The organism is Pseudomonas sp. FBCC-B1667 (genome assembly GCF_059133255.1).
In genome coordinates this window covers 2,808,859-2,827,877 of the sequence record NZ_CP101437.1, presented here as the reverse complement: position 1 = coordinate 2,827,877, position 19,019 = coordinate 2,808,859, and the positions used below count along the sequence as shown (strand labels likewise).

The 19,019-nt window shown below is 61.2% G+C and carries 15 protein-coding genes and 2 pseudogenes; 12 read left to right on the top strand and 5 right to left on the bottom strand.

The features are described 5' to 3' along the window. Positions 1-94: 94 nt before the first annotated feature. Both NL116_RS12835 and ilvD read left to right on the top strand, forming a co-directional pair. Positions 95-991, top strand: a complete 897-nt coding sequence (locus tag NL116_RS12835; RefSeq protein WP_494377475.1) for a LysR family transcriptional regulator — start codon at positions 95-97, stop codon at positions 989-991. Positions 992-1,057: 66 nt separating this feature from the next. Then, positions 1,058-2,740 (top strand): dihydroxy-acid dehydratase, encoded by a 1,683-nt coding sequence (gene ilvD / locus NL116_RS12830; protein ID WP_494377474.1) that lies wholly within the window; start codon positions 1,058-1,060, stop codon positions 2,738-2,740. 131 nt (positions 2,741-2,871) lie between these two features. Here ilvD and NL116_RS12825 read toward each other — a convergent pair. Together NL116_RS12825 and NL116_RS12820 are read right to left on the bottom strand one after the other, a co-directional pair. Then, positions 2,872-3,468 (bottom strand): annotated as a pseudogene (locus NL116_RS12825) (methyl-accepting chemotaxis protein); the annotation flags it as partial. Between the two features lie 309 nt (positions 3,469-3,777). Further along, a pseudogene (locus NL116_RS12820) lies at positions 3,778-4,485 on the bottom strand (MCP four helix bundle domain-containing protein); the annotation flags it as partial. A 220-nt stretch (positions 4,486-4,705) separates the two neighbouring features. Here NL116_RS12820 and NL116_RS12815 point away from each other — a divergent pair. After that, positions 4,706-5,566, top strand: coding sequence for a CAP domain-containing protein (locus NL116_RS12815; RefSeq protein WP_494377473.1), 861 nt, complete (start codon positions 4,706-4,708; stop codon positions 5,564-5,566). A 104-nt stretch (positions 5,567-5,670) separates the two neighbouring features. On the opposite strand, the gene NL116_RS12810 is transcribed toward NL116_RS12815, so the two are convergent. Beyond that, positions 5,671-6,042, bottom strand: coding sequence for a hypothetical protein (locus NL116_RS12810; RefSeq protein ID WP_494378054.1), 372 nt, complete (start codon positions 6,040-6,042; stop codon positions 5,671-5,673). Positions 6,043-6,554: 512 nt separating this feature from the next. On the opposite strand from NL116_RS12810, the gene katG reads away from it, so the two are divergent. Further along, positions 6,555-8,810 (top strand): catalase/peroxidase HPI, encoded by a 2,256-nt coding sequence (katG, locus tag NL116_RS12805; protein WP_494377472.1) that lies wholly within the window; start codon positions 6,555-6,557, stop codon positions 8,808-8,810. A 232-nt stretch (positions 8,811-9,042) separates the two neighbouring features. Further along, entirely contained in the window at positions 9,043-9,267 is a 225-nt protein-coding gene (locus tag NL116_RS12800; protein ID WP_483839768.1) for a hypothetical protein, read from the top strand. Positions 9,268-9,335: 68 nt separating this feature from the next. Here NL116_RS12800 and NL116_RS12795 read toward each other — a convergent pair whose 3' ends face one another. Together NL116_RS12795 and NL116_RS12790 are read right to left on the bottom strand one after the other, a co-directional pair. Beyond that, complete coding sequence (locus NL116_RS12795; RefSeq protein ID WP_494377471.1) at positions 9,336-10,772, bottom strand: FAD/NAD(P)-binding protein; 1,437 nt, start codon at positions 10,770-10,772, stop codon at positions 9,336-9,338. Positions 10,773-11,129: 357 nt separating this feature from the next. Then, the gene (locus tag NL116_RS12790; protein WP_494377470.1) at positions 11,130-11,693 is read right to left on the bottom strand and encodes a helix-turn-helix domain-containing protein; all 564 of its coding nucleotides are present in this window, start codon (positions 11,691-11,693) and stop codon (positions 11,130-11,132) included. Between NL116_RS12790 and NL116_RS12785 the strand changes: the two genes are divergently transcribed. The 7 genes from NL116_RS12785 (at position 11,688) to NL116_RS12755 (ending at position 18,970) form a co-directional block, all read left to right on the top strand. Then, on the top strand, positions 11,688-12,713 hold the full coding sequence (locus NL116_RS12785) for a DMT family transporter (RefSeq protein WP_494377469.1): 1,026 nt from the start codon (positions 11,688-11,690) through the stop codon (positions 12,711-12,713). The two genes, NL116_RS12790 and NL116_RS12785, sit on opposite strands and share 6 nt — an antisense overlap. A 193-nt stretch (positions 12,714-12,906) precedes the next feature. Continuing rightward, positions 12,907-15,825 (top strand): monovalent cation/H+ antiporter subunit A, encoded by a 2,919-nt coding sequence (locus NL116_RS12780; RefSeq protein ID WP_494377468.1) that lies wholly within the window; start codon positions 12,907-12,909, stop codon positions 15,823-15,825. After that, positions 15,825-16,169 (top strand): Na+/H+ antiporter subunit C, encoded by a 345-nt coding sequence (locus NL116_RS12775; RefSeq protein WP_007944721.1) that lies wholly within the window; start codon positions 15,825-15,827, stop codon positions 16,167-16,169. Before NL116_RS12780 ends, NL116_RS12775 begins: the two co-directional genes overlap by 1 nt. Continuing rightward, positions 16,166-17,851 (top strand): monovalent cation/H+ antiporter subunit D, encoded by a 1,686-nt coding sequence (locus NL116_RS12770; RefSeq protein ID WP_494377467.1) that lies wholly within the window; start codon positions 16,166-16,168, stop codon positions 17,849-17,851. The genes NL116_RS12775 and NL116_RS12770 overlap by 4 nt, the downstream gene beginning before the upstream one ends. After that, positions 17,848-18,336, top strand: coding sequence for a Na+/H+ antiporter subunit E (locus tag NL116_RS12765; protein ID WP_494377466.1), 489 nt, complete (start codon positions 17,848-17,850; stop codon positions 18,334-18,336). The genes NL116_RS12770 and NL116_RS12765 overlap by 4 nt, the downstream gene beginning before the upstream one ends. Then, on the top strand, positions 18,333-18,611 hold the full coding sequence (locus NL116_RS12760; protein WP_027924693.1) for a K+/H+ antiporter subunit F: 279 nt from the start codon (positions 18,333-18,335) through the stop codon (positions 18,609-18,611). Before NL116_RS12765 ends, NL116_RS12760 begins: the two co-directional genes overlap by 4 nt. Continuing rightward, complete coding sequence (locus NL116_RS12755) at positions 18,608-18,970, top strand: Na+/H+ antiporter subunit G (RefSeq protein WP_123435820.1); 363 nt, start codon at positions 18,608-18,610, stop codon at positions 18,968-18,970. Before NL116_RS12760 ends, NL116_RS12755 begins: the two co-directional genes overlap by 4 nt. Positions 18,971-19,019: the final 49 nt, after the last annotated feature.

The following is a 19,019-nucleotide window of genomic DNA, read 5'->3' as shown; positions in this document are numbered from 1 at the left end:
TAAGCGCGTCACTGGCATGGCGGAAGACGCAGCGTTTGCACTTGATACCTGCACACAACGCCATGTCGCCGCCTAGTCGTGCTAACGTTCCGCCATGACCACGCCCGATCTGAACCTGCTGATTACCCTTGATGCCTTGCTGGCCGAAGGCAGTGTGGCGCGCGCCGCTCAACGCTTGCGCCTGAGCCCCTCGGCGATGAGCCGTGCGCTCGCGCGGTTGCGCGAAACCACCGGCGACCCGCTGTTGGTGCGCGCCGGCCGTGGCCTGGTGCCGACACCGCGAGCACTGGAACTGCGCGAACAGGTCCGCCAACTGGTGCAGCACGCCGAAGCGGTGCTGCGCCCTGCCGAGCAACTTGACCTCAAGCAGCTGACCCGGACCTTCACTCTGCGCACCCGCGACGGTTTCGTCGAAAACTTCGGCCCGGCACTCATCGCCCGTCTCAGCGAGGAAGCGCCCGGCGTGCGCTTGCACTTCGTGCAGAAACTCAACAGGGACAGCGCGCTGCTGCGTGACGGAAGCGTCGACCTCGAAACCGGCGTGGTCGGCGACGCCATTAGCCCCGAAGTGCGCACCCGCGCGTTGTTCGAAGATCGCTTTATCGGCGTGGTGCGCGCCGGGCATGGGTTCAGCGAGGGCGAAATGACCCCCACCCGTTACGCCTCTGGCCGGCACATCCTGGTTTCACGCCGTGGACGCGACAGCGGACCGATGGATGATGCGTTGCAATCACTGGGGCTGGAGCGTGACATCGTCACCATCGTCGGCGGTTTTTCCGCGGCACTGGCACTGGCCCGCGCCTCGGACCTGATCGCGACCGTGCCCGAACGGCACACGCGAAACCTGCGCGTCGGGTTGCACAGTTTCTCCCTGCCGATCCCGACGCCACCGATCACAGTCTCCATGCTCTGGCACCCGCGAATGGATGCGGACTCGGCGCATCGGTGGTTGCGTGATTGTGTTCGTGAGGTGTGCGCACAGGCACACTGATTTTTGCGCCACCCGGGTCTAGACTTCAATTCTTGCCAATACGGTCTGCTGGTGTGAGCAAAAGTCATGAGCGACAAAGACGATCTGCGCAAATACTCTTCCCAGGTCATCGACGGCGTCGAAGCCGCGCCCGCCCGCGCCATGTTGCGCGCCGTGGGCTTCACCGATGCCGACTTCAAGAAGCCTCAGATCGGCATCGCCTCCACCTGGGCGATGGTCACGCCGTGCAACATGCACATCGACAAGCTCGCCCTTGAGGTCGAAAAAGGCGCCAATGCGGCCGGCGCCAAAGGCGTCATTTTCAACACCATCACTATTTCCGACGGCATCGCCAACGGCACCGAAGGCATGAAGTATTCGCTGGTGTCGCGGGAGGTGATCGCCGATTCGATTGAGGTGGTGGTCGGTTGCGAAGGCTTTGACGGCCTCGTGACCGTGGGTGGTTGTGACAAGAACATGCCGGGCTGCCTGATCGGTATGGCGCGACTCAATCGTCCGTCGATTTTTGTCTATGGCGGCACCATCCGGCCCGGTGCGGGCCATACCGACATCATTTCGGTGTTCGAGGCCGTGGGTCAGCATGCGCGGGGGGATATCAGCGAAATTCAGGTCAAGCAGATCGAAGAAGTAGCGATTCCAGGCCCCGGCTCCTGTGGCGGCATGTACACGGCCAATACCATGGCCTCGGCCATTGAAGCGCTGGGCATGAGCCTGCCGGGGTCCAGTTCTCAGGACGCGGTCGGCAGCGACAAGGCGTCCGACAGTTTCCGCGCCGGCCAACAGGTCATGGAACTGCTCAAGCTGGACCTCAAGCCCCGCGACATCATGACCCGCCAGGCCTTTGAAAATGCCATTCGCGTGGTCATCGCCCTCGCCGGCTCGACCAATGCCGTGTTGCACCTGCTGGCCATGGCGAATGCGGTGGATGTCGACCTGACGCTGGATGACTTCGTCGAGCTGGGCAAGGTGTCGCCGGTGGTGGCGGACTTGCGTCCCAGCGGCAAATACATGATGAGCGAACTGGTGGCCATTGGCGGTATTCAGCCGCTGATGAAACGCATGCTTGCCGCCGGCATGCTGCACGGTGATGTGCTGACGGTCACTGGCAAAACCCTGGCGGAAAACCTCAAAGACGTACCCGACTATCCCGCAGGCCAGGATGTGATCCTGCCCTTCGACCAACCGGTCAAGAAGGACTCGCACCTGGTGGTACTGCGCGGCAACCTCTCACCCACCGGTGCCGTGGCCAAGATCACTGGCAAGGAAGGTTTGCGCTTTGAAGGCTCGGCCCGGGTTTATCACGGTGAGGAAGGCGCGCTGGCAGGGATTCTCAACGGTGAGGTCAAGGCGGGCGATGTCATTGTGATCCGCTATGAAGGCCCCAAGGGCGGGCCCGGAATGCGGGAAATGCTTTCGCCGACTTCAGCGGTGATGGGCAAGGGGTTGGGCAAGGAAGTCGCGTTGATCACTGACGGGCGTTTCTCCGGTGGCTCGCACGGTTTTGTCGTGGGGCATATCACGCCGGAAGCGTTTGAGGGCGGGCCGATTGCATTGGTTGAAGATGGCGACCGAATCACCATTGACGCAGAAACCCGGCTGATTACGGTGGACGTGACCGACGCGGTGTTGGCCGAGCGTAAGAGTCGCTGGGTAAGGCCGGAGTCCAAATACAAGCGTGGGGTGTTGGCGAAGTATGCGAAGACGGTGTCCAGTGCTTCGGAAGGGGCTGTGACGGATAAGTATCTTTAAGGCTTTGGATTTGTTTTGTTTGGGCTATTGCCATCGCGAGCAGGCTCACTCCTACATTCGATCTTGGGCGTTTACAAAACCCATGTAGGAGAGAGCCTGCTCGCGAAGGCGCCTAGACAGACACCATCAAATCAAAGCCTGAACCGATCCACCGACTGCGACAGCTTCCCCGCCAGACTCGACAGTTCATCGGTCGTCGACGCCGTCTGCCCAATCACCTTGCTGTTCCCCTCTGACATCCCCGCAATCATGTCCACCTGATGGGCGATTTCGTTGCTGGCCAGGCTTTGCTCGCCGATGGTACGGGTAATGTCGTTGACCAGTTGCGTGGTGCTCAGCGTCGCGTCGAGGATTTCACGAATCGCACGCTCGACGTCGGCGGTCACGGCCATGCCTTTGTCGACCTGCGCCACGCCCGCTTCCATGCTGGTCACCGCTTCGCGGGTGCTTTGCTGGATGCGCGCGACCATGCTGGCAATTTCCTGGGTGGAGGCGCTGGTGCGACCGGCGAGGTTGCGCACCTCGTCGGCAACCACGGCAAAGCCGCGCCCCTGTTCACCCGCACGGGCGGCTTCGATGGCGGCGTTCAACGCCAGCAGGTTGGTCTGGTCAGCGATGCCCTTGATCACCTGAATAATGTTGAAAATCCCTTCGGACTCCTTGTCCAGCGTGCGGATCACGTGAGCCGATTGCTGCGCGGAACGGGCGATGCCGTCCATGTCTTCGACGACCTGATGAATCACTCGACCACCATCCTTGGCCAATGACTCGGCCTGGTTGGCCATGTCCAGCGCACGTTCGGCGTGGCGGGTGATTTCCTCGATGCTCGCGGTCATTTCGCTGGCGGCAGCGGCCATGGTGCTGGCTGCGGCGCTTTGCTGCTGGCTGCTGTCGGCGACCTGGTGGCAACCGCTGCTCAATTGACCACTCATGCCGCTCACACCATGAGCGTTGCTGCGCACCACTTCGATCATGCCGCGCAGGTCGCGCTGCATGGTTGCCAGGCTGCGGATCAATGCGCTGGCTTCGTCCTTTTGTGTCGGCTCGACAATCGGTTCGCTCAAGTTGCCGTGGGCGATGCTTTGGGCAATCCGGCTGGCGGTCTGCAATGGCCCCATGATGCTCCGAATCACCCACCGCCCCTGAATCAGCAGCAACACCAGGCTGGCGATCAGCACAATACCCAAGGTGAAGTTGGCGCTATGAATGGCTTGTTGAGTGCCTTGGCTGGTCTGTTGCGTGTTGGTTTCAATCAACTCGCTGAGGGCCGCCATCTGGTCTTCCAGTTGGCTGAACGCGGTATTGAAAGTGCCCAGTTCCTTTTGCGCCGCTTCTGGATTTTCCAGCGCCAGGCCGACGATACGCTCGGCGGCGCTGATGTAGGTGTCGAGGCTCGGTTTGACCTTGTTCAGTGCGGTCTTGAGGGTGTCGTTGACCGGCAGCTTGAGGTTGTCACCCAGCACGTCACGGAAATGCTTCGCGTGTTCCTCGATGGAGCTGTGTACTTCTGCCTTGCTGCTGGTGCTTTTGCCCAAGCCCACCAACATGGCCGACAACACGTCAGCGCGCAGGGCGTCGTGCATCATGTCGGCTTCAAGGTGGTTGCGCAGCGCGGTCATGCTGACTTCGCTCTCGTTCACCGCTTCAGCCATCTGCGTGTTGCCCACGTAACTGACCAGGCTGACGATCAGCGCGGTGAGCACACTGGTGCCGATCAACAGGAGTAAACGGAATTTTATCGACATGGTGCAGCCCTCTGTTGGCACGTCGGCATTTATGAAAAGGCTATCGACTGCGGCTGCCACATATTTAAGGCCGGACCGGTACATTTCGCATTTTGCGACATGCGGTAGGCAATGCCGCTGCTTTTGCGCCCCTCCCTCCTGAACCTAGTCTCAAAACCCCAGTCATACAGGCGCCTTGAATGCCCACTTACCGTCGTCTCTGATCAGAGCTGTCCGCCTCATGCACCCGCCCCTCCTGGCCTTGCGCTGCGCCTCGCTGTGTCTTTTGCCTGTGATTGCTCTATTTGCTTCCCCTGCTCATGCCAATGGCGAACGCCAACTGGTGGCGGCTATCAATGATTACCGTGCCCATCCCCAGCGCTGCGACAGGCGCCCGGCACAACGCCTGGCTCCGCTGGCGCTGAATTCCAGCCTGGCGTTGCCCATCGGTTATGGCGGCGGTTTGCGAGATCGACTCAAGGCGTCCGGCTATTCAGCGGTGACGGTACGCAGCATCCGGGTGATCGGTGCGCAGGATGCCGATGAAGCGTTTGACAGGTTGCAGGACGATTACTGCGCAGCGCTGCTGGACGGCCAGTACGCCGACATCGGTGTCAGTCGCGCCCGAAGTGAATGGCAAGTGGTGCTGGCGCAGCCGGTACTCGACCACAAGGTCGGCGATACCCGAGCTGTCAGCAAAACCTTGCTGGCGCAGGTCAACGCCGCGCGCGCCAAACCCCGGATGTGTGGCGGCCAGCGCTTCTCCGCCGCGCGGCCGCTCGCCTGGAACCCTGCGTTGGGCGCTGCCGCACAAGGGCACAGCAAGGCCATGGCCTACGGCAACTACTTTGCCCACCGCGATCCCGACGGCGATATGCCCGCAGATCGAGCCAGGGCCGCCGGTTACCGTGGCCGGCAGATCGGCGAAAACATCGCCGCCGGGCAGAGTTCACCCAACAAGGCGATGGCCGGATGGCTGGCCAGCCCCGGGCATTGCGCGAATTTGATGAACCCGATGTTTACCCAGGTCGGCGCGGCGTATGCGGCGGATGCTCGTAGCGATGAGGGCGTGTATTGGACGATGCTGTTCGGGGCGCAATAAGTGAGGTCACGCCGGCCGCTTTTTCAGCAGGCACATCACCCACACACTGAAACACAAGTTCGTATCGCGCCTCTGCCTTGGGCAGCAGGGTACGGGCTCCTGGCTCAACCTCGCATTGAACGCTTGCGCGCCAGACGCTGCTGCCAATTGCCATCATTGGCAAGCTGACATTGCTCTTCAGAATCAAACTGCACATGGGCCGATACCGGATTGACGATGACATCCGCGTCGCTCAGAGCCATCGCTGTCAGTTCGACCATGCGCTCCCCTTGCCCGCCGGCCAACGCCTGATCCTTATTAGCCTGAGTGTCAAAAACCCAGATCACCCTGAGGCTTGAAGGGAATACGGTGTAATCGACTACATGGGTCAGCCAATCAAACCCGACGACTTCCGCTTTGGCGGTTTCACAGGCATCGGTCAGGGTGGCGACCAGACGGCGTTCGATGTGAGCCTGGTCGCGTTTGCTCAATCCCATGGAGGAATCCTTGTGATGATCGAGATAAAAGTGGCGGAGCCTACAAATGATGCTTCTACAAATCAAATTGATTCGCCCGTGCAGCAGTGGTTCCAATGCGCCAGCTACCTTCCGGCCTTACTCAACCCTTGTGGGCGCATGGCTTACCCGCGATAGGACCATCAGCCCCGGTCAATTCCGACGCCTCCCATAAAAGCTTTTACCTATCAACCCCGAATACTCCACCTATTAGCTGACTTGGGGATAGGCGTCTAACCTTATCCCAGCGCTGGCGTCAGCCGGCCTGTTTTAGCTGATAAGGAGACAGGAATGAGTCAGAAACATGACTAAGCCTGCCGTGGGCCACCGTGATTGCACCTCGTTTTCCGCTGTACCGATAGCCGTGTGATCAAAACAATCAGTGAATCGAACTGCTGGCCCAGCAGCCTGTGTCATTGCTTTCGCTCGTCGCTATTCCAGAACCCACAAAGGGCCGGATAGCCCGGATGAACACGACCAAAGGTAGCTCGCACATGGCAAATGAATCGAAATGCCCGTTTAACCACGCCGCTGGCGGTGGCACGACGAACCGCGATTGGTGGCCGAACCAGCTGAATCTGAACATCCTGCACCAGCATTCCTCCCTGTCCGATCCCCTGGACGAGGGCTTCAACTACACCGAAGCGTACAAAACACTGGACTTTGCTGCGGTCAAAAGAGACCTCACGGCACTGATGACCGATTCGCAAGACTGGTGGCCAGCCGACTTCGGCCACTATGGGCCGCTGTTCGTTCGCATGGCCTGGCACGCGGCCGGTACTTATCGAACCGGCGACGGCCGCGGGGGTGCCGGCTCCGGCCAGCAACGCTTTGCCCCGCTCAACAGCTGGCCAGACAACGTCAGCCTCGACAAGGCACGCCGGTTGCTCTGGCCGATCAAGCAAAAATATGGCCGAAATATTTCCTGGGCTGACCTGATCGTACTCACCGGCAACATCGCGCTGGAGTCCATGGGCTTCAAGACCTTTGGTTTCTCCGGTGGGCGACCCGACGTTTGGGAGCCGGACGAAGACGTGTACTGGGGCTCTGAAAACAAATGGCTGGGCGGCGACACCCGCTACGGCAAAGAAAACGAACCCATGCAAGAACCTGGCGACGGCCCGCTCGTGGCTGAACCCGGGGAAAACGAGGAGAGCCGTACCGAACAAGGCCGCAATCTGGAAAATCCACTCGCGGCCGTGCAAATGGGCCTCATCTACGTCAACCCCGAAGGCCCTGAAGGCAATCCCGATCCCGTCGCTTCAGCCAAGGATATCCGCGAGACCTTCGGTCGCATGGCGATGAACGACGAAGAAACCGTGGCCCTGATCGCAGGCGGTCACGCTTTTGGTAAAACCCACGGCGCCGGTCCTGCCGACAACGTCGGGGCCGAACCCGAAGCCGCGGGTCTGGAACAGCAAGGTTTTGGCTGGAAAAACAGCTTTGGCAGCGGTAAAGGCGCGGACACCATCACCAGCGGCCTCGAAGTCACCTGGACCACTACACCGACAAAATGGAGCAATAACTACCTGGAAAACCTTTTCGGCTTCGAGTGGGAACTGAGTAAAAGCCCAGCCGGGGCGAACCAGTGGGTCGCTAAAAACGGCGCTGGTGCCGGCACCATTCCGGACGCGCATGACCCGTCCAAACGGCGCAACCCGACCATGCTGACCTCGGACCTTGCCCTGCGTTTTGACCCGATCTATGAGCCGATTTCGCGGCGCTTCCTGGCCAATCCGGATCAACTGGCCGACGCCTTCGCCCGTGCCTGGTTCAAGCTGATCCACCGTGACATGGGACCTCTCTCGCGCTACCTCGGCCCGGAAATGCCGAACGAAGAACTGTTGTGGCAAGACCCGATCCCCGCAGTCGATCATGCCTTGGTCAACGACAGCGATGTCGCAGCACTCAAGGGCAAAATCCTCGCCTCTGGCCTGTCAGTCGCGCAGCTTGTCTCGACCGCCTGGGCGGCAGCCTCCACCTTCCGTGGCTCCGATAAACGTGGTGGTGCCAACGGCGGACGCCTGCGTCTGGCCCCGCAGAAATTCTGGCAAGCCAACCAGCCCGAACAACTGACGAACGTGCTGGCGAAACTCGAAAGCATCCAGAACGAGTTCAACAGCGGCGGCAAGAAAGTCTCGCTGGCTGACCTGATTGTGCTGGCCGGGAACGCTGGCGTTGAACAGGCGGCAAAAAATGCCGGGCAAACCGTCACCGTGCCGTTCACGCCGGGTCGGATGGACGCGTCACAAGAGCAAACCGACGTGGAGTCCTTCGGCTTCCTCGAACCGATTGCCGATGGGTTCCGCAACTACCTGAAAACCAACTATCGCGTACCGGCGGAGCACTTGTTGATCGACAAGGCGCAATTGCTGACGCTCACCGCGCCAGAAATGACCGCGTTGATCGGCGGCCTGCGCGTGTTGAACACCAACGTCGGACAAACCCGGCACGGCGTGTTCACCCAGCAACCGGAAGCGCTGACCAACGACTTCTTCACCAACCTGCTCGACATGGGCGTGGAATGGAAACCAACCTCCGAAGCCGCTCAAGAGTTTGAAGGCCGGGATCGCAAAAACGGTCAAGTGAAGTGGACCGCAACGCGGGTGGATCTGGTCTTTGGTTCGAATGCGCAGTTAAGGGCGCTGGCCGAGGTGTACGCGAGCAGCGACTCGAAGGAGAAATTTGTCAAAGACTTCGTGGCGGCCTGGACCAAAGTGATGAACCTGGATCGGTTCGATGTGAGGTGAGGCACCTGTTCCACCCCGACCCGGTGACAAGGGTTGGGGTGGCCTGACTCGGTGCCGATCGACACCACAAAGAAAATCCCCTGCAGTTTAGATTGGGTGGTGTCAGCGATCGCACACCTCGCTGAGCATGGATCAACGTTCTTGATAACGACTATGCCCAAGGGTGTTTTTTCATCGCCGGGCTCCAGCACTACAGTGGCCACATCTTCTTCCCCCACTCTGGAGCACCCTCATGAAAAGCATCATCGGTCTTGGTTTCGCCCTGTCGGTCCTTGGCGCTACGTCCGCTATCGCCGCCCCGCATGCCACCTCGCAGGTTGTCGCCGCCGTCAAGGTCAGCCAACCGGCGACACTGAACGTCAACACCGTCGGTCTCGATCACAAGGACAGCCAGCCAAGCACACTCTACGTCGCTGAAAACCGTCCAGAATTCGGTTCGAAGTATCAGCGTTATTGATCAACGGCGTTGCGCCGCTTTAACGAAAAACCCCGGGCAGATCCAATCTGCCCGGGGTTTTCTTTGTCCTATGCAGCGACTACCACGAGTCGTGCGGCAAGGGCTTTGGCCTGAAGCGCTACGTCGGTGACAGCCGTGCTTTCCCACCACATGCCGCGCAACGGCGGGCCCATGGCGTACAGGCGACGGACGATCTGACCATTGGCGTCCAGTACGGCCCCGTCGACCGCCGCTGCGATCCCCAATGCCAAGGGTCCTGGTCGGATCAGTCCGCGCGCCAGCAATTGTTGCGGCAACGGTCGAGCGACCCGGCGCCAGTCGTATTCGATACCGCTGGAGTTGATCAACGCCGCGCCAGTCACCACACAGGTATCAGCCTCGCCACGGCGGCGAATGCGGATGCTGACGCCGCCCTGCGACCCGGGCTCAAGCCCTTTGAACGACGCGGCCTGAATCCGCAACCGCCCTTCCCGGTGCAACCGTGCCACCAGGGCCGCACTCAACGGCGGCGAGCGGTGGTGATGACTTTCCCACCATGGCCGGACATGCCGCACAAACTGCCGGCGTTGCGGGTCCGTCGCCTGATTCCACAACCGGCCAATATGCGCCCGCACGGTGTCGAGCGGTGCTTGCCAATCGACGCCTTGGTGGATCGCCTCGCGGCAATGCCGACGCAGTTCGCGCACCAGTTGGCGGGGTGTGCGCAGGCGGTGATCCTCGCCGAGAAAATCTACCCAGGCCGGCGGTTGCCGTCGCACATGCGGCAACAAGCCGTGACGGGAAAACACTTCGATGGGGCCGCGATGCCCGGCCTGCTCCAGCGACACCACGGCATCGACCATGGTCAGGCCGGAACCAATGATCAGCACCGTTGAGTGTGGATCGAGCTGGCGCATCGCGGCGACATCCCACGGATCGAGCGCGGCGGCGTTCAAACCGCTGGACTCGGTCTGTGGTGTGCGCGCGGCAGGGAACATACCTGTCGCCAGCACCGCGTAAGCGCCCTGCAAGCGTTGCCCGTCGCTCAAGGTCAGCTGTACCGAATCGTCGTCCGTTTGCAGATCGATTACTTCAGCCTGCACATGCTCGACGGTTGAGCCATTCGACGCCCCGACCGCTTGCGCTTCGGCCAGACGTTGCTGCACGTACACGCCGAACAGGCCTCGTGGCGGGAACAGTTCGCTGATCGGCACCGGTTGCTCCGCTGATTCCGGCCAGCCACCGCGGGCAATGTACTCAGTCAGCCATTGCGTCAGGTCATCGGCGTTGTCCGGGTCGACGCTCATCCGCGCTGCGTTGCCATTCAGCGTATGACCCAATTCGACGGCGCTGTAGGCTTCGCCTCGGCCAAGCTCGGCACGCGGTTCAATCACCAGCACCGATCGGCGGCCGGGCAAGCGCAACAACTGCGCCGCCAGCATCGTGCCGCTAAGGCCGCCGCCAATGATCAGGACGTCGGTGTGGCGGGTGGCGTCGGTCGTCTGTGCGCTCTGGATTTCGCTCATGCCTTGCTCGTAGGTCAAATGGAAAGCTGTGGCGTGCCACCTTAATGTGTTGCTCGCGCGCGCACAAACCCACCCTTTGTAGGAGTGAGCCTGCTCGAGACGCGGAATGTCAGGCACCCGTTGTACCCGGCGCCGTTCATGTCGAAGGCGTTGAGGCAAATTTCGCGGAATTTACGTGGGGGCCGGGTTGAGATTGTCATGGGCCGACTCCGGGATTCTGAAAAGACTTCCGGAGCTTTTGCAGGGGTCGCGCCAGTACACGATTTAGATATATTTCAATGGGTTAGTGAGCCTTTCTAGAAAATCATGCAGCTGTAGACAGGCAAAAGTGACTATCCGCTGTTGATTGGCGAACAGTCAAATCACCACGTTGCGTACAAACCGCGCCGCCACCGGACCGTCATTACGATAGGCGTGGGGCTGGTTGCTGGCGAACATGAAGAACTCACCGGCAGCAATGTGCTGCGGCGTGTCGCCCAACATCAGGGTCAGGCAGCCTTCGAACACGTAGATCTGTTCGCTCCAGCCCTCGGCGTCCGGTTGCGACGGGTAGATTTCCCCCGGTTGCAGGCACCATTCCCATTGCTCCACCTCGCGAGTCGCGGTGGCCTTGGACAGTAAAACGGCTTTGCTGCCAGGGATAATTCCGGCCCAGGCCACTTCGTTGATGCGGCTCGGGTCGCGGGCGTCCGGGGCCTGGATGAGGTCGCTGAACCTCACGTCCAGCGCCTTGGCCACGCGGTCGAGGGTGGTCAGGCTGACGTTCTTCTCGCCGGCCTCGATGGCCACCAGCATCCGCCGGCTGACGCCGGATTTTTCGGCCAGCGTGGCCTGGCTCATGTCGGCGGCGTGGCGCAAGCGTCGAACGTTCAGGCTGACGTGCTGGAGGACTGAAGCCCGTGGCGTGGAATCTTTGTGCACTATATTGCTCACTCGGTAGGGTTGGGCAGTATACTGCGCAACATTCGGCGCATTGTGCGTCCCCCTCAGGTAGCGCGCAAGGTCATGACGTCGGTGAACTCTTCTTCCCCCCGTTTCTCACGGTTCAGCAAAGCCGAGTGCGTGCTTGTGCTGATCACCATGGTCTGGGGCGGTACTTTTTTGTTGGTGCAGCACGCGATGACTGTCAGCGGCCCGATGTTTTTCGTCGGCCTGCGTTTCGCCGCTGCCGCGAGCCTCGTCGCGCTGTTTTCCTGGCGCCACTTGCGGGAACTGACCCTGTTCGAACTCAAGGCCGGGGCCTTTATCGGTGTGGCGATCATGCTCGGTTACGGCTTGCAGACCGTGGGCTTGCAGAGCATTCCCAGCAGTCAGTCGGCGTTTATCACGGCGTTGTACGTGCCCTTTGTGCCGTTGCTGCAATGGCTGGTGCTGGGTCGACGTCCCGGGTTGATGCCGAGCATCGGGATCATGCTGGCGTTTACCGGGTTGATGCTGCTGTCAGGCCCGTCCGGCGCTTCGTTCAATTTCAGCCCAGGTGAAATCGCCACGCTGATCAGCGCTATCGCGATTGCCGCCGAGATCATTCTGATCAGCACCTATGCCGGTCAGGTCGATGTGCGGCGGGTAACGGTGGTGCAATTGGCGACCACCTCGGTGCTGGCGTTTTTGATGGTAGTGCCGACCCAGGAACGCATTCCGGAGTTTTCCTGGCTGCTGTTGTGCAGCGCATTGGGCCTTGGCGCCGCGAGTGCGGCGATTCAGGTGGCGATGAACTGGGCGCAGAAAAGTGTTTCACCGACCCGGGCGACCTTGATTTATGCCGGTGAGCCGGTGTGGGCCGGGATCGTCGGGCGGATTGCCGGGGAGCGGTTGCCGGCGATTGCGCTGGTGGGCGCGGGGTTGATTGTGGCGGCGGTGATTGTGAGTGAGTTGAAGACCAAAGGTAAGGGGACCGCGGCGGAGGGAGAGCTGGAGCGGGAAACCTCGGTTGAGCCTTGATAACGCTGTTGCCGGATAGATAGCTATCGCGAGCAAGCTCGCGATGGGGCCAGACCTGCTGAAAACCGGCCCTGAAAACCATGTGAATCCGGCTTTTTACGTCTACCGTGTAGGATTCTGCGACAGCTTGGCGTTTGGCGATCTTGGGAGTGGCACGTATGATGCTTCACAAACTTCCGCAGATTAGAAGCCTATGTCCCTGATAGTTCTACTGCTTCTGCCTTTTATCGGCAGCTGTCTGGCAGCCGTCCTGCCACACAACGCACGCAATACAGCCCCCCTGCTGGCCGGCCTGATCGCACTGATCGGCACGGCCCAGGTCGCGCTCCTGTACCCGCAGGTCGCCCATGGCGGCGTGATTCGCGAAGAATACTTCTGGTTGCCAAGCCTCGGCCTGAACTTCGTCCTGCGCCTGGACGGCTTCGCCTGGTTGTTCTCAATGCTGGTGCTGGGCATCGGCACGCTGGTCTCGCTGTACGCACGCTACTACATGTCACCGGACGATCCGGTGCCACGATTCTTCGCATTTTTCCTGGCGTTCATGGGCGCCATGCTCGGGCTAGTGATTTCCGGCAACCTGATCCAGATCGTGTTTTTCTGGGAGCTGACCAGCCTCTTCTCGTTCCTGCTGATCGGTTACTGGCACCACCGCAGCGATGCGCGACGCGGCGCCTACATGGCGCTGATGGTCACCGGCGCGGGCGGTTTATGCCTGCTGGCGGGGGTCATGCTCCTCGGCCATGTGGTCGGCAGCTATGACCTCGACAAGGTCCTGGCCGCCGGCGATCTGATTCGCGCACATGCCCTCTACCCGATTCTGCTGCCCCTGATCCTGATCGGCGCCTTGAGCAAGAGCGCGCAATTCCCCTTCCACTTCTGGCTGCCCCACGCGATGGCGGCACCGACACCGGTCTCGGCCTATCTGCACTCGGCGACCATGGTCAAGGCCGGGGTGTTTCTGCTGGCACGGCTGTGGCCTTCGTTGTCCGGCAGCGAAGAATGGTTCTACATCGTCAGCGGTGCCGGCGCCTGCACGCTGTTGCTGGGCGCGTACTGCGCGATGTTCCAGAACGACCTCAAGGGTTTGCTGGCCTATTCAACCATCAGCCATCTGGGCTTGATCACCCTGCTGCTGGGGCTGAACAGTTCGCTGGCGGCGGTGGCAGCGGTGTTCCACATTCTCAACCACGCGACCTTCAAGGCCTCGCTGTTCATGGCCGCCGGGATCATCGACCACGAAAGCGGTACCCGCGACATTCGCAAGCTCAGCGGCCTGATCAAACTGATCCCGTTCACCGCGACCCTGGCCATGGTCGCCAGCGCGTCGATGGCCGGCGTGCCGCTGCTCAACGGTTTCCTCTCGAAAGAAATGTTCTTCGCCGAAACCGTGTTCATCAATGCCACGGCGTGGGTCGAGTGGAGCCTGCCGATCGTCGCGACCATCGCCGGCACCTTCAGCGTCGCCTATTCGCTGCGCTTCACCGTCGACGTGTTCTTCGGCCCGACCGCCACTGACCTGCCGCACACCCCGCACGAGCCACCTCGCTGGATGCGTGCACCGGTGGAATTGCTGGTATTCACCTGCCTCGTGGTGGGGATGTTCCCGGCTCAAGTGGTCGGCTCCATCCTGGCCGCCGCGGCCTTGCCTGTAGTGGGTGGAACCCTGCCGGAATACAGCCTGGCAATCTGGCACGGCTTGAACGCACCGATGATCATGAGCCTGATTGCCATGTCCGGCGGTATCGTGCTGTATCTGCTGTTGCGCAATCAGCTCAAGCGCGGACGCTTCAAATACCCGCCGTTGATTGGCCGGTTCAACGGCAAGCGCCTGTTCGAGCGCGGCCTGGTGATCATGATGCGCATGGCCCGTCGCCTGGTGCGCCGGATCAGCACCAACCGCCTGCAAACCCAATTGTTCCTGGTGGTCCTCGCCGCCGTGCTGGCCGGGTTGATCCCGATGCTCCACAGCAGCCTAAGCTGGGGCGACCGACCAAAAATCCCCGGTTCGATCGTGTTCGTGACCCTGTGGTTGCTGGCGATTGCCTGTGCCCTCGGCGCGGCGTGGCAGGCCAAGTATCACCGGCTCGCGGCCTTGACCATGGTCAGCGTCTGCGGCCTGATGACCTGCGTGACCTTCGTCTGGTTCTCCGCGCCAGACCTGGCGTTGACGCAACTGGCGGTCGAAGTGGTGACCACGGTGCTGATCCTGCTGGGCCTGCGCTGGCTGCCACGGCGGATCGAAGAAGTCTCGCCACTGCCGAGCACCCTGCGCAAGGCGCGCATCCGGCGTATCCGCGACTTGCTGTTGTCGACCGTGGTCGGCGGCGGCATGGCCCTGCTGGCCTACGCAATGTTGACGCGCCAGACGCCCAACGACATTTCCTCGTTCTACCTGAGTCGCGCCCTGCCCGAAGGCGGCGGCAGCAACGTGGTCAACGTGATGCTGGTGGACTTCCGTGGCTTCGACACCCTCGGTGAAATCACCGTGCTGGTGGCCGTGGCCCTGACCGTGTTCGCCCTGCTGCGACGCTTCCGCCCGCCGAAAGAAAGCCTGCAGCTGCCTGCGCAGCAACGCCTGCTGGCACCGGACGTGGTCACCGACCTGGTCAACCCGCGCCACGCCAGCGACACCGCGTTGGGTTTCATGATGGTCCCGGCGGTGCTGGTACGCCTGCTGCTGCCGATTGCCCTGGTGGTGTCGTTCTACTTGTTCATGCGCGGGCACAATCAACCGGGTGGCGGTTTTGTCGCCGGCCTGGTGATGTCGGTGGCGTTCATCCTGCAATACATGGTCGCCGGCACGCAGTGGGTCGAGGCGCAAATGAGCCTGCGACCATTGCGCTGGATGGGCACCGGGTTGCTGTTCGCCACGGTCACCGGGCTTGGGGCCATGGCGGTCGGTTATCCGTTCCTGACCACCCACACCTGGCATTTTTCACTGCCGGTGCTGGGGGACATTCACATCGCCAGCGCACTGTTTTTCGACATCGGCGTCTACGCCGTGGTGGTCGGCTCGACACTGTTGATCCTCACCGCCCTCGCCCACCAATCGGTTCGCGGCCACAAAACCGCGGCCCAGCCCAAATCCGTCGCCACGCAAGGAGCCGTCTGATGGAAGAAGTCATCGCAATCGCCATCGGCGTGCTTGCGGCCTCCGGTGTCTGGCTGATCCTGCGACCACGGACCTTCCAGGTGGTGATGGGCCTGTGTCTGTTGTCCTATGGCGTCAACCTGTTCATCTTCAGCATGGGCAGCCTGTTCATCGGCCGCGAGCCGATCATCAAGGATGGCGTGCCGCAGGACTTGTTGCACTACACCGATCCCCTGCCGCAAGCGCTGGTGCTCACCGCCATCGTGATCAGCTTTGCCATGACCGCGCTGTTTCTGGTGGTGCTGCTCGCCTCCCGGGGCTTGACCGGGACCGACCATGTGGATGGTCGGGAGCCTAAAGAATGAATGCGATGACGCACCTGATCGCCGCACCGATTCTGCTACCGCTGCTGACCGCCGCCATCATGTTGATGCTCGGCGAGAAACACCGTCCGCTGAAGGCCAGGATCAACCTGTTCTCCAGCCTGCTCGGCCTGGGAATTTCCGTGTTGCTGCTGCAATGGACACAAACCACTGGCGTGCCGGGTTCCATCGGCGTGTACCTGCCGGGCAACTGGCAAGTGCCGTTCGGCCTGGTGTTGGTGGTCGATCGCCTGTCGGCCTTGATGCTGGTGCTGACCGGAATCATCGGCGTCAGCGCCTTGCTGTTCGCCATGGCCCGTTGGGACGGCGCGGGTTCAAGCTTCCACGCACTGTTCCAGATTCAATTGATGGGGTTATACGGCGCGTTCCTGACCGCCGACCTGTTCAACCTGTTCGTGTTTTTCGAAGTGCTGCTGGCGGCGTCCTATGGGTTGATGTTGCACGGCTCGGGCCGGCCGCGGGTCTCGGCGGGACTGCATTACATCTCGATCAACCTGTTGGCGTCGTCGCTGTTCCTGATTGGCGCGGCGCTGATTTACGGCGTCACCGGCACGCTGAACATGGCCGATCTGGCGCTGAAAATCCCGCTGGTGCCGGAAGCTGATCGCGGTTTGCTGCATGCCGGCGCGGGGATTCTCGCGGTAGCGTTTCTGGCCAAGGCTGGGATGTGGCCGCTGAATTTCTGGCTGGTGCCGGCCTACTCCTCGGCCAGCGCACCCGTGGCGGCGATGTTCGCGATCATGACCAAGGTCGGGGTCTACACCTTGCTGCGCTTGTGGACGCTGCTGTTCTCCGGTCAGGCCGGGGCGTCCGCCTACTTTGGCGGCGACTGGCTGATTTACGGCGGTATGGCGACCATTGTCTGCGCGGCATTGGCGATTCTCGCGGCGCAACGCCTGGAGCGGATGGCCAGTCTGAGCATTCTGGTGTCGGCCGGGATTCTGCTGTCCGCCATTGGTTTCGCCCAACCAAACCTGATCGCGGCGGCGCTGTTTTATCTGGTCAGCTCGACCCTGGCGTTGAGTGCATTGTTCCTGCTGGCCGAGTTGATCGAGCGTTCGCGTTCGGTCAACGAACTGCCACTGTTCGATGACGCCGACCTGATTGCACGACCAGCGCCAGCCGCACAACTGCTCAAAGGCATCAACCTCGATGACGATCAGAAAGCCGTGGTCGGCCAGGTGATTCCCTGGACCATGGCCTTCCTCGGCCTGAGCTTCATTGCTTGCGCGCTACTGATCATCGGCATGCCACCACTCTCCGGGTTCATCGGCAAACTCAGCCTGCTCAACGCCCTGCTCAACCCGCTGGGCCTGGGTAACGGCGTCGGCGAACCGGTGTCGAACGCGGCGCGGGGATTACTGGCGTTGTTGATTCTGTCGGGCCTCGCTTCGTTGATCGCGTTCTCGCGCCTGGGCATCCAGCGCTTCTGGACCCCGCAAGAACGGCCATCACCGCTGCTGCGCCGCTTTGAGTGCGTGCCGATCATCGTTTTGCTGGGGCTGAGCATAGCGTTGACCTTCAAGGCTGAACCGCTGCTGCGCTACACCCAGGCGGCCGCTGACGCGTTGAACAACCCGCAACAATACGTGATGGCCGTGCTGGGCACTCGTGCTGTGCCAAGCCCGGAAGCCAAGGCAGCGATGGCGGAGGTGCAACCTTGAAGCGACTGTTTCCTGCTCCCTGGCTGTCATTGGCACTCTTGCTGTTGTGGCTGGTGCTGAACCAGTCGATCAGTCCTGGCAACCTGTTACTCGGTGTGTTGTTGGGTTTCTGCGCGCCGTTGATGATGCGCAAGTTACGACCGCTGCCCATTCGAATTCGTCGTCCGGGGGTGATCCTGCACTTGCTGTTGGTGGTGGGTCGTGACGTGGTGGTGTCCAACCTCTCCGTGGCCTGGGGCGTGCTGAACGCCAGTCGCCGTCCGCCCCGCTCACGTTTCATCAAGGTGCCACTGGATTTGCGCGACGCCAATGGTCTCGCCGCACTGTCGGCGATCTGCACCGTGGTGCCTGGCACCGTCTGGTCGGAGCTGGCGCTTGATCGCAGCATCCTGTTGTTGCATGTGTTCGATCTGGACGACGAAGCGCTGTTCATCCAGCACTTCAAGGCGACCTATGAACATCCCTTGATGGAGATCTTCGAATGAGCGCACTGCTGTCGAACGCCATCCTGGCGAGCCTGTTCCTGTTTTCCGTGGCGATGATCCTGACGCTGCTCCGTCTGTTCAAAGGACCATCGGCCCAGGACCGGGTACTGGCGCTGGATTACCTGTACATCATCGCGATGCTGATGATGCTGACGCTGGGCATTCGTTATGCCAGCGACACCTATTTCGAGGCGGCGCTGTTGATCGCCCTGTTCGGTTTCGTCGGCTCGTTTGCTTTGGCGAAATTCCTGCTGCGTGGCGAGGTGATCGAATGACTGGCGAACTGTCGCTGTGGGTTGAGATTCCGGTGGCAATTCTGCTGCTGCTCAGCAGTCTGTTTGCGCTGATCGGCGCCATTGGCCTGGTGCGAATGAAGGATTACTTCCAGCGCATGCACCCACCAGCGCTGGCCTCGACATTGGGCGCATGGTGCGTGGCGTTGGCGTCGATCATTTACTTTTCGGCGCTCAAGTCCGGGCCGGTGCTGCATGCCTGGCTGATTCCGATTCTGCTGGCGATTACGGTGCCGGTGACGACCTTGTTGCTGGCTCGGGCGGCGTTGTTCCGCAAGCGCATGGCTGGGGATGATGTGCCGGCGGAGGTGAGTAGCCGGCGGAGTGAGAGTGGGAGTTAAGTCCGGAGTTTTTTTTGACGGGACCGGCCTGCTCGCGATGAGCTATAGC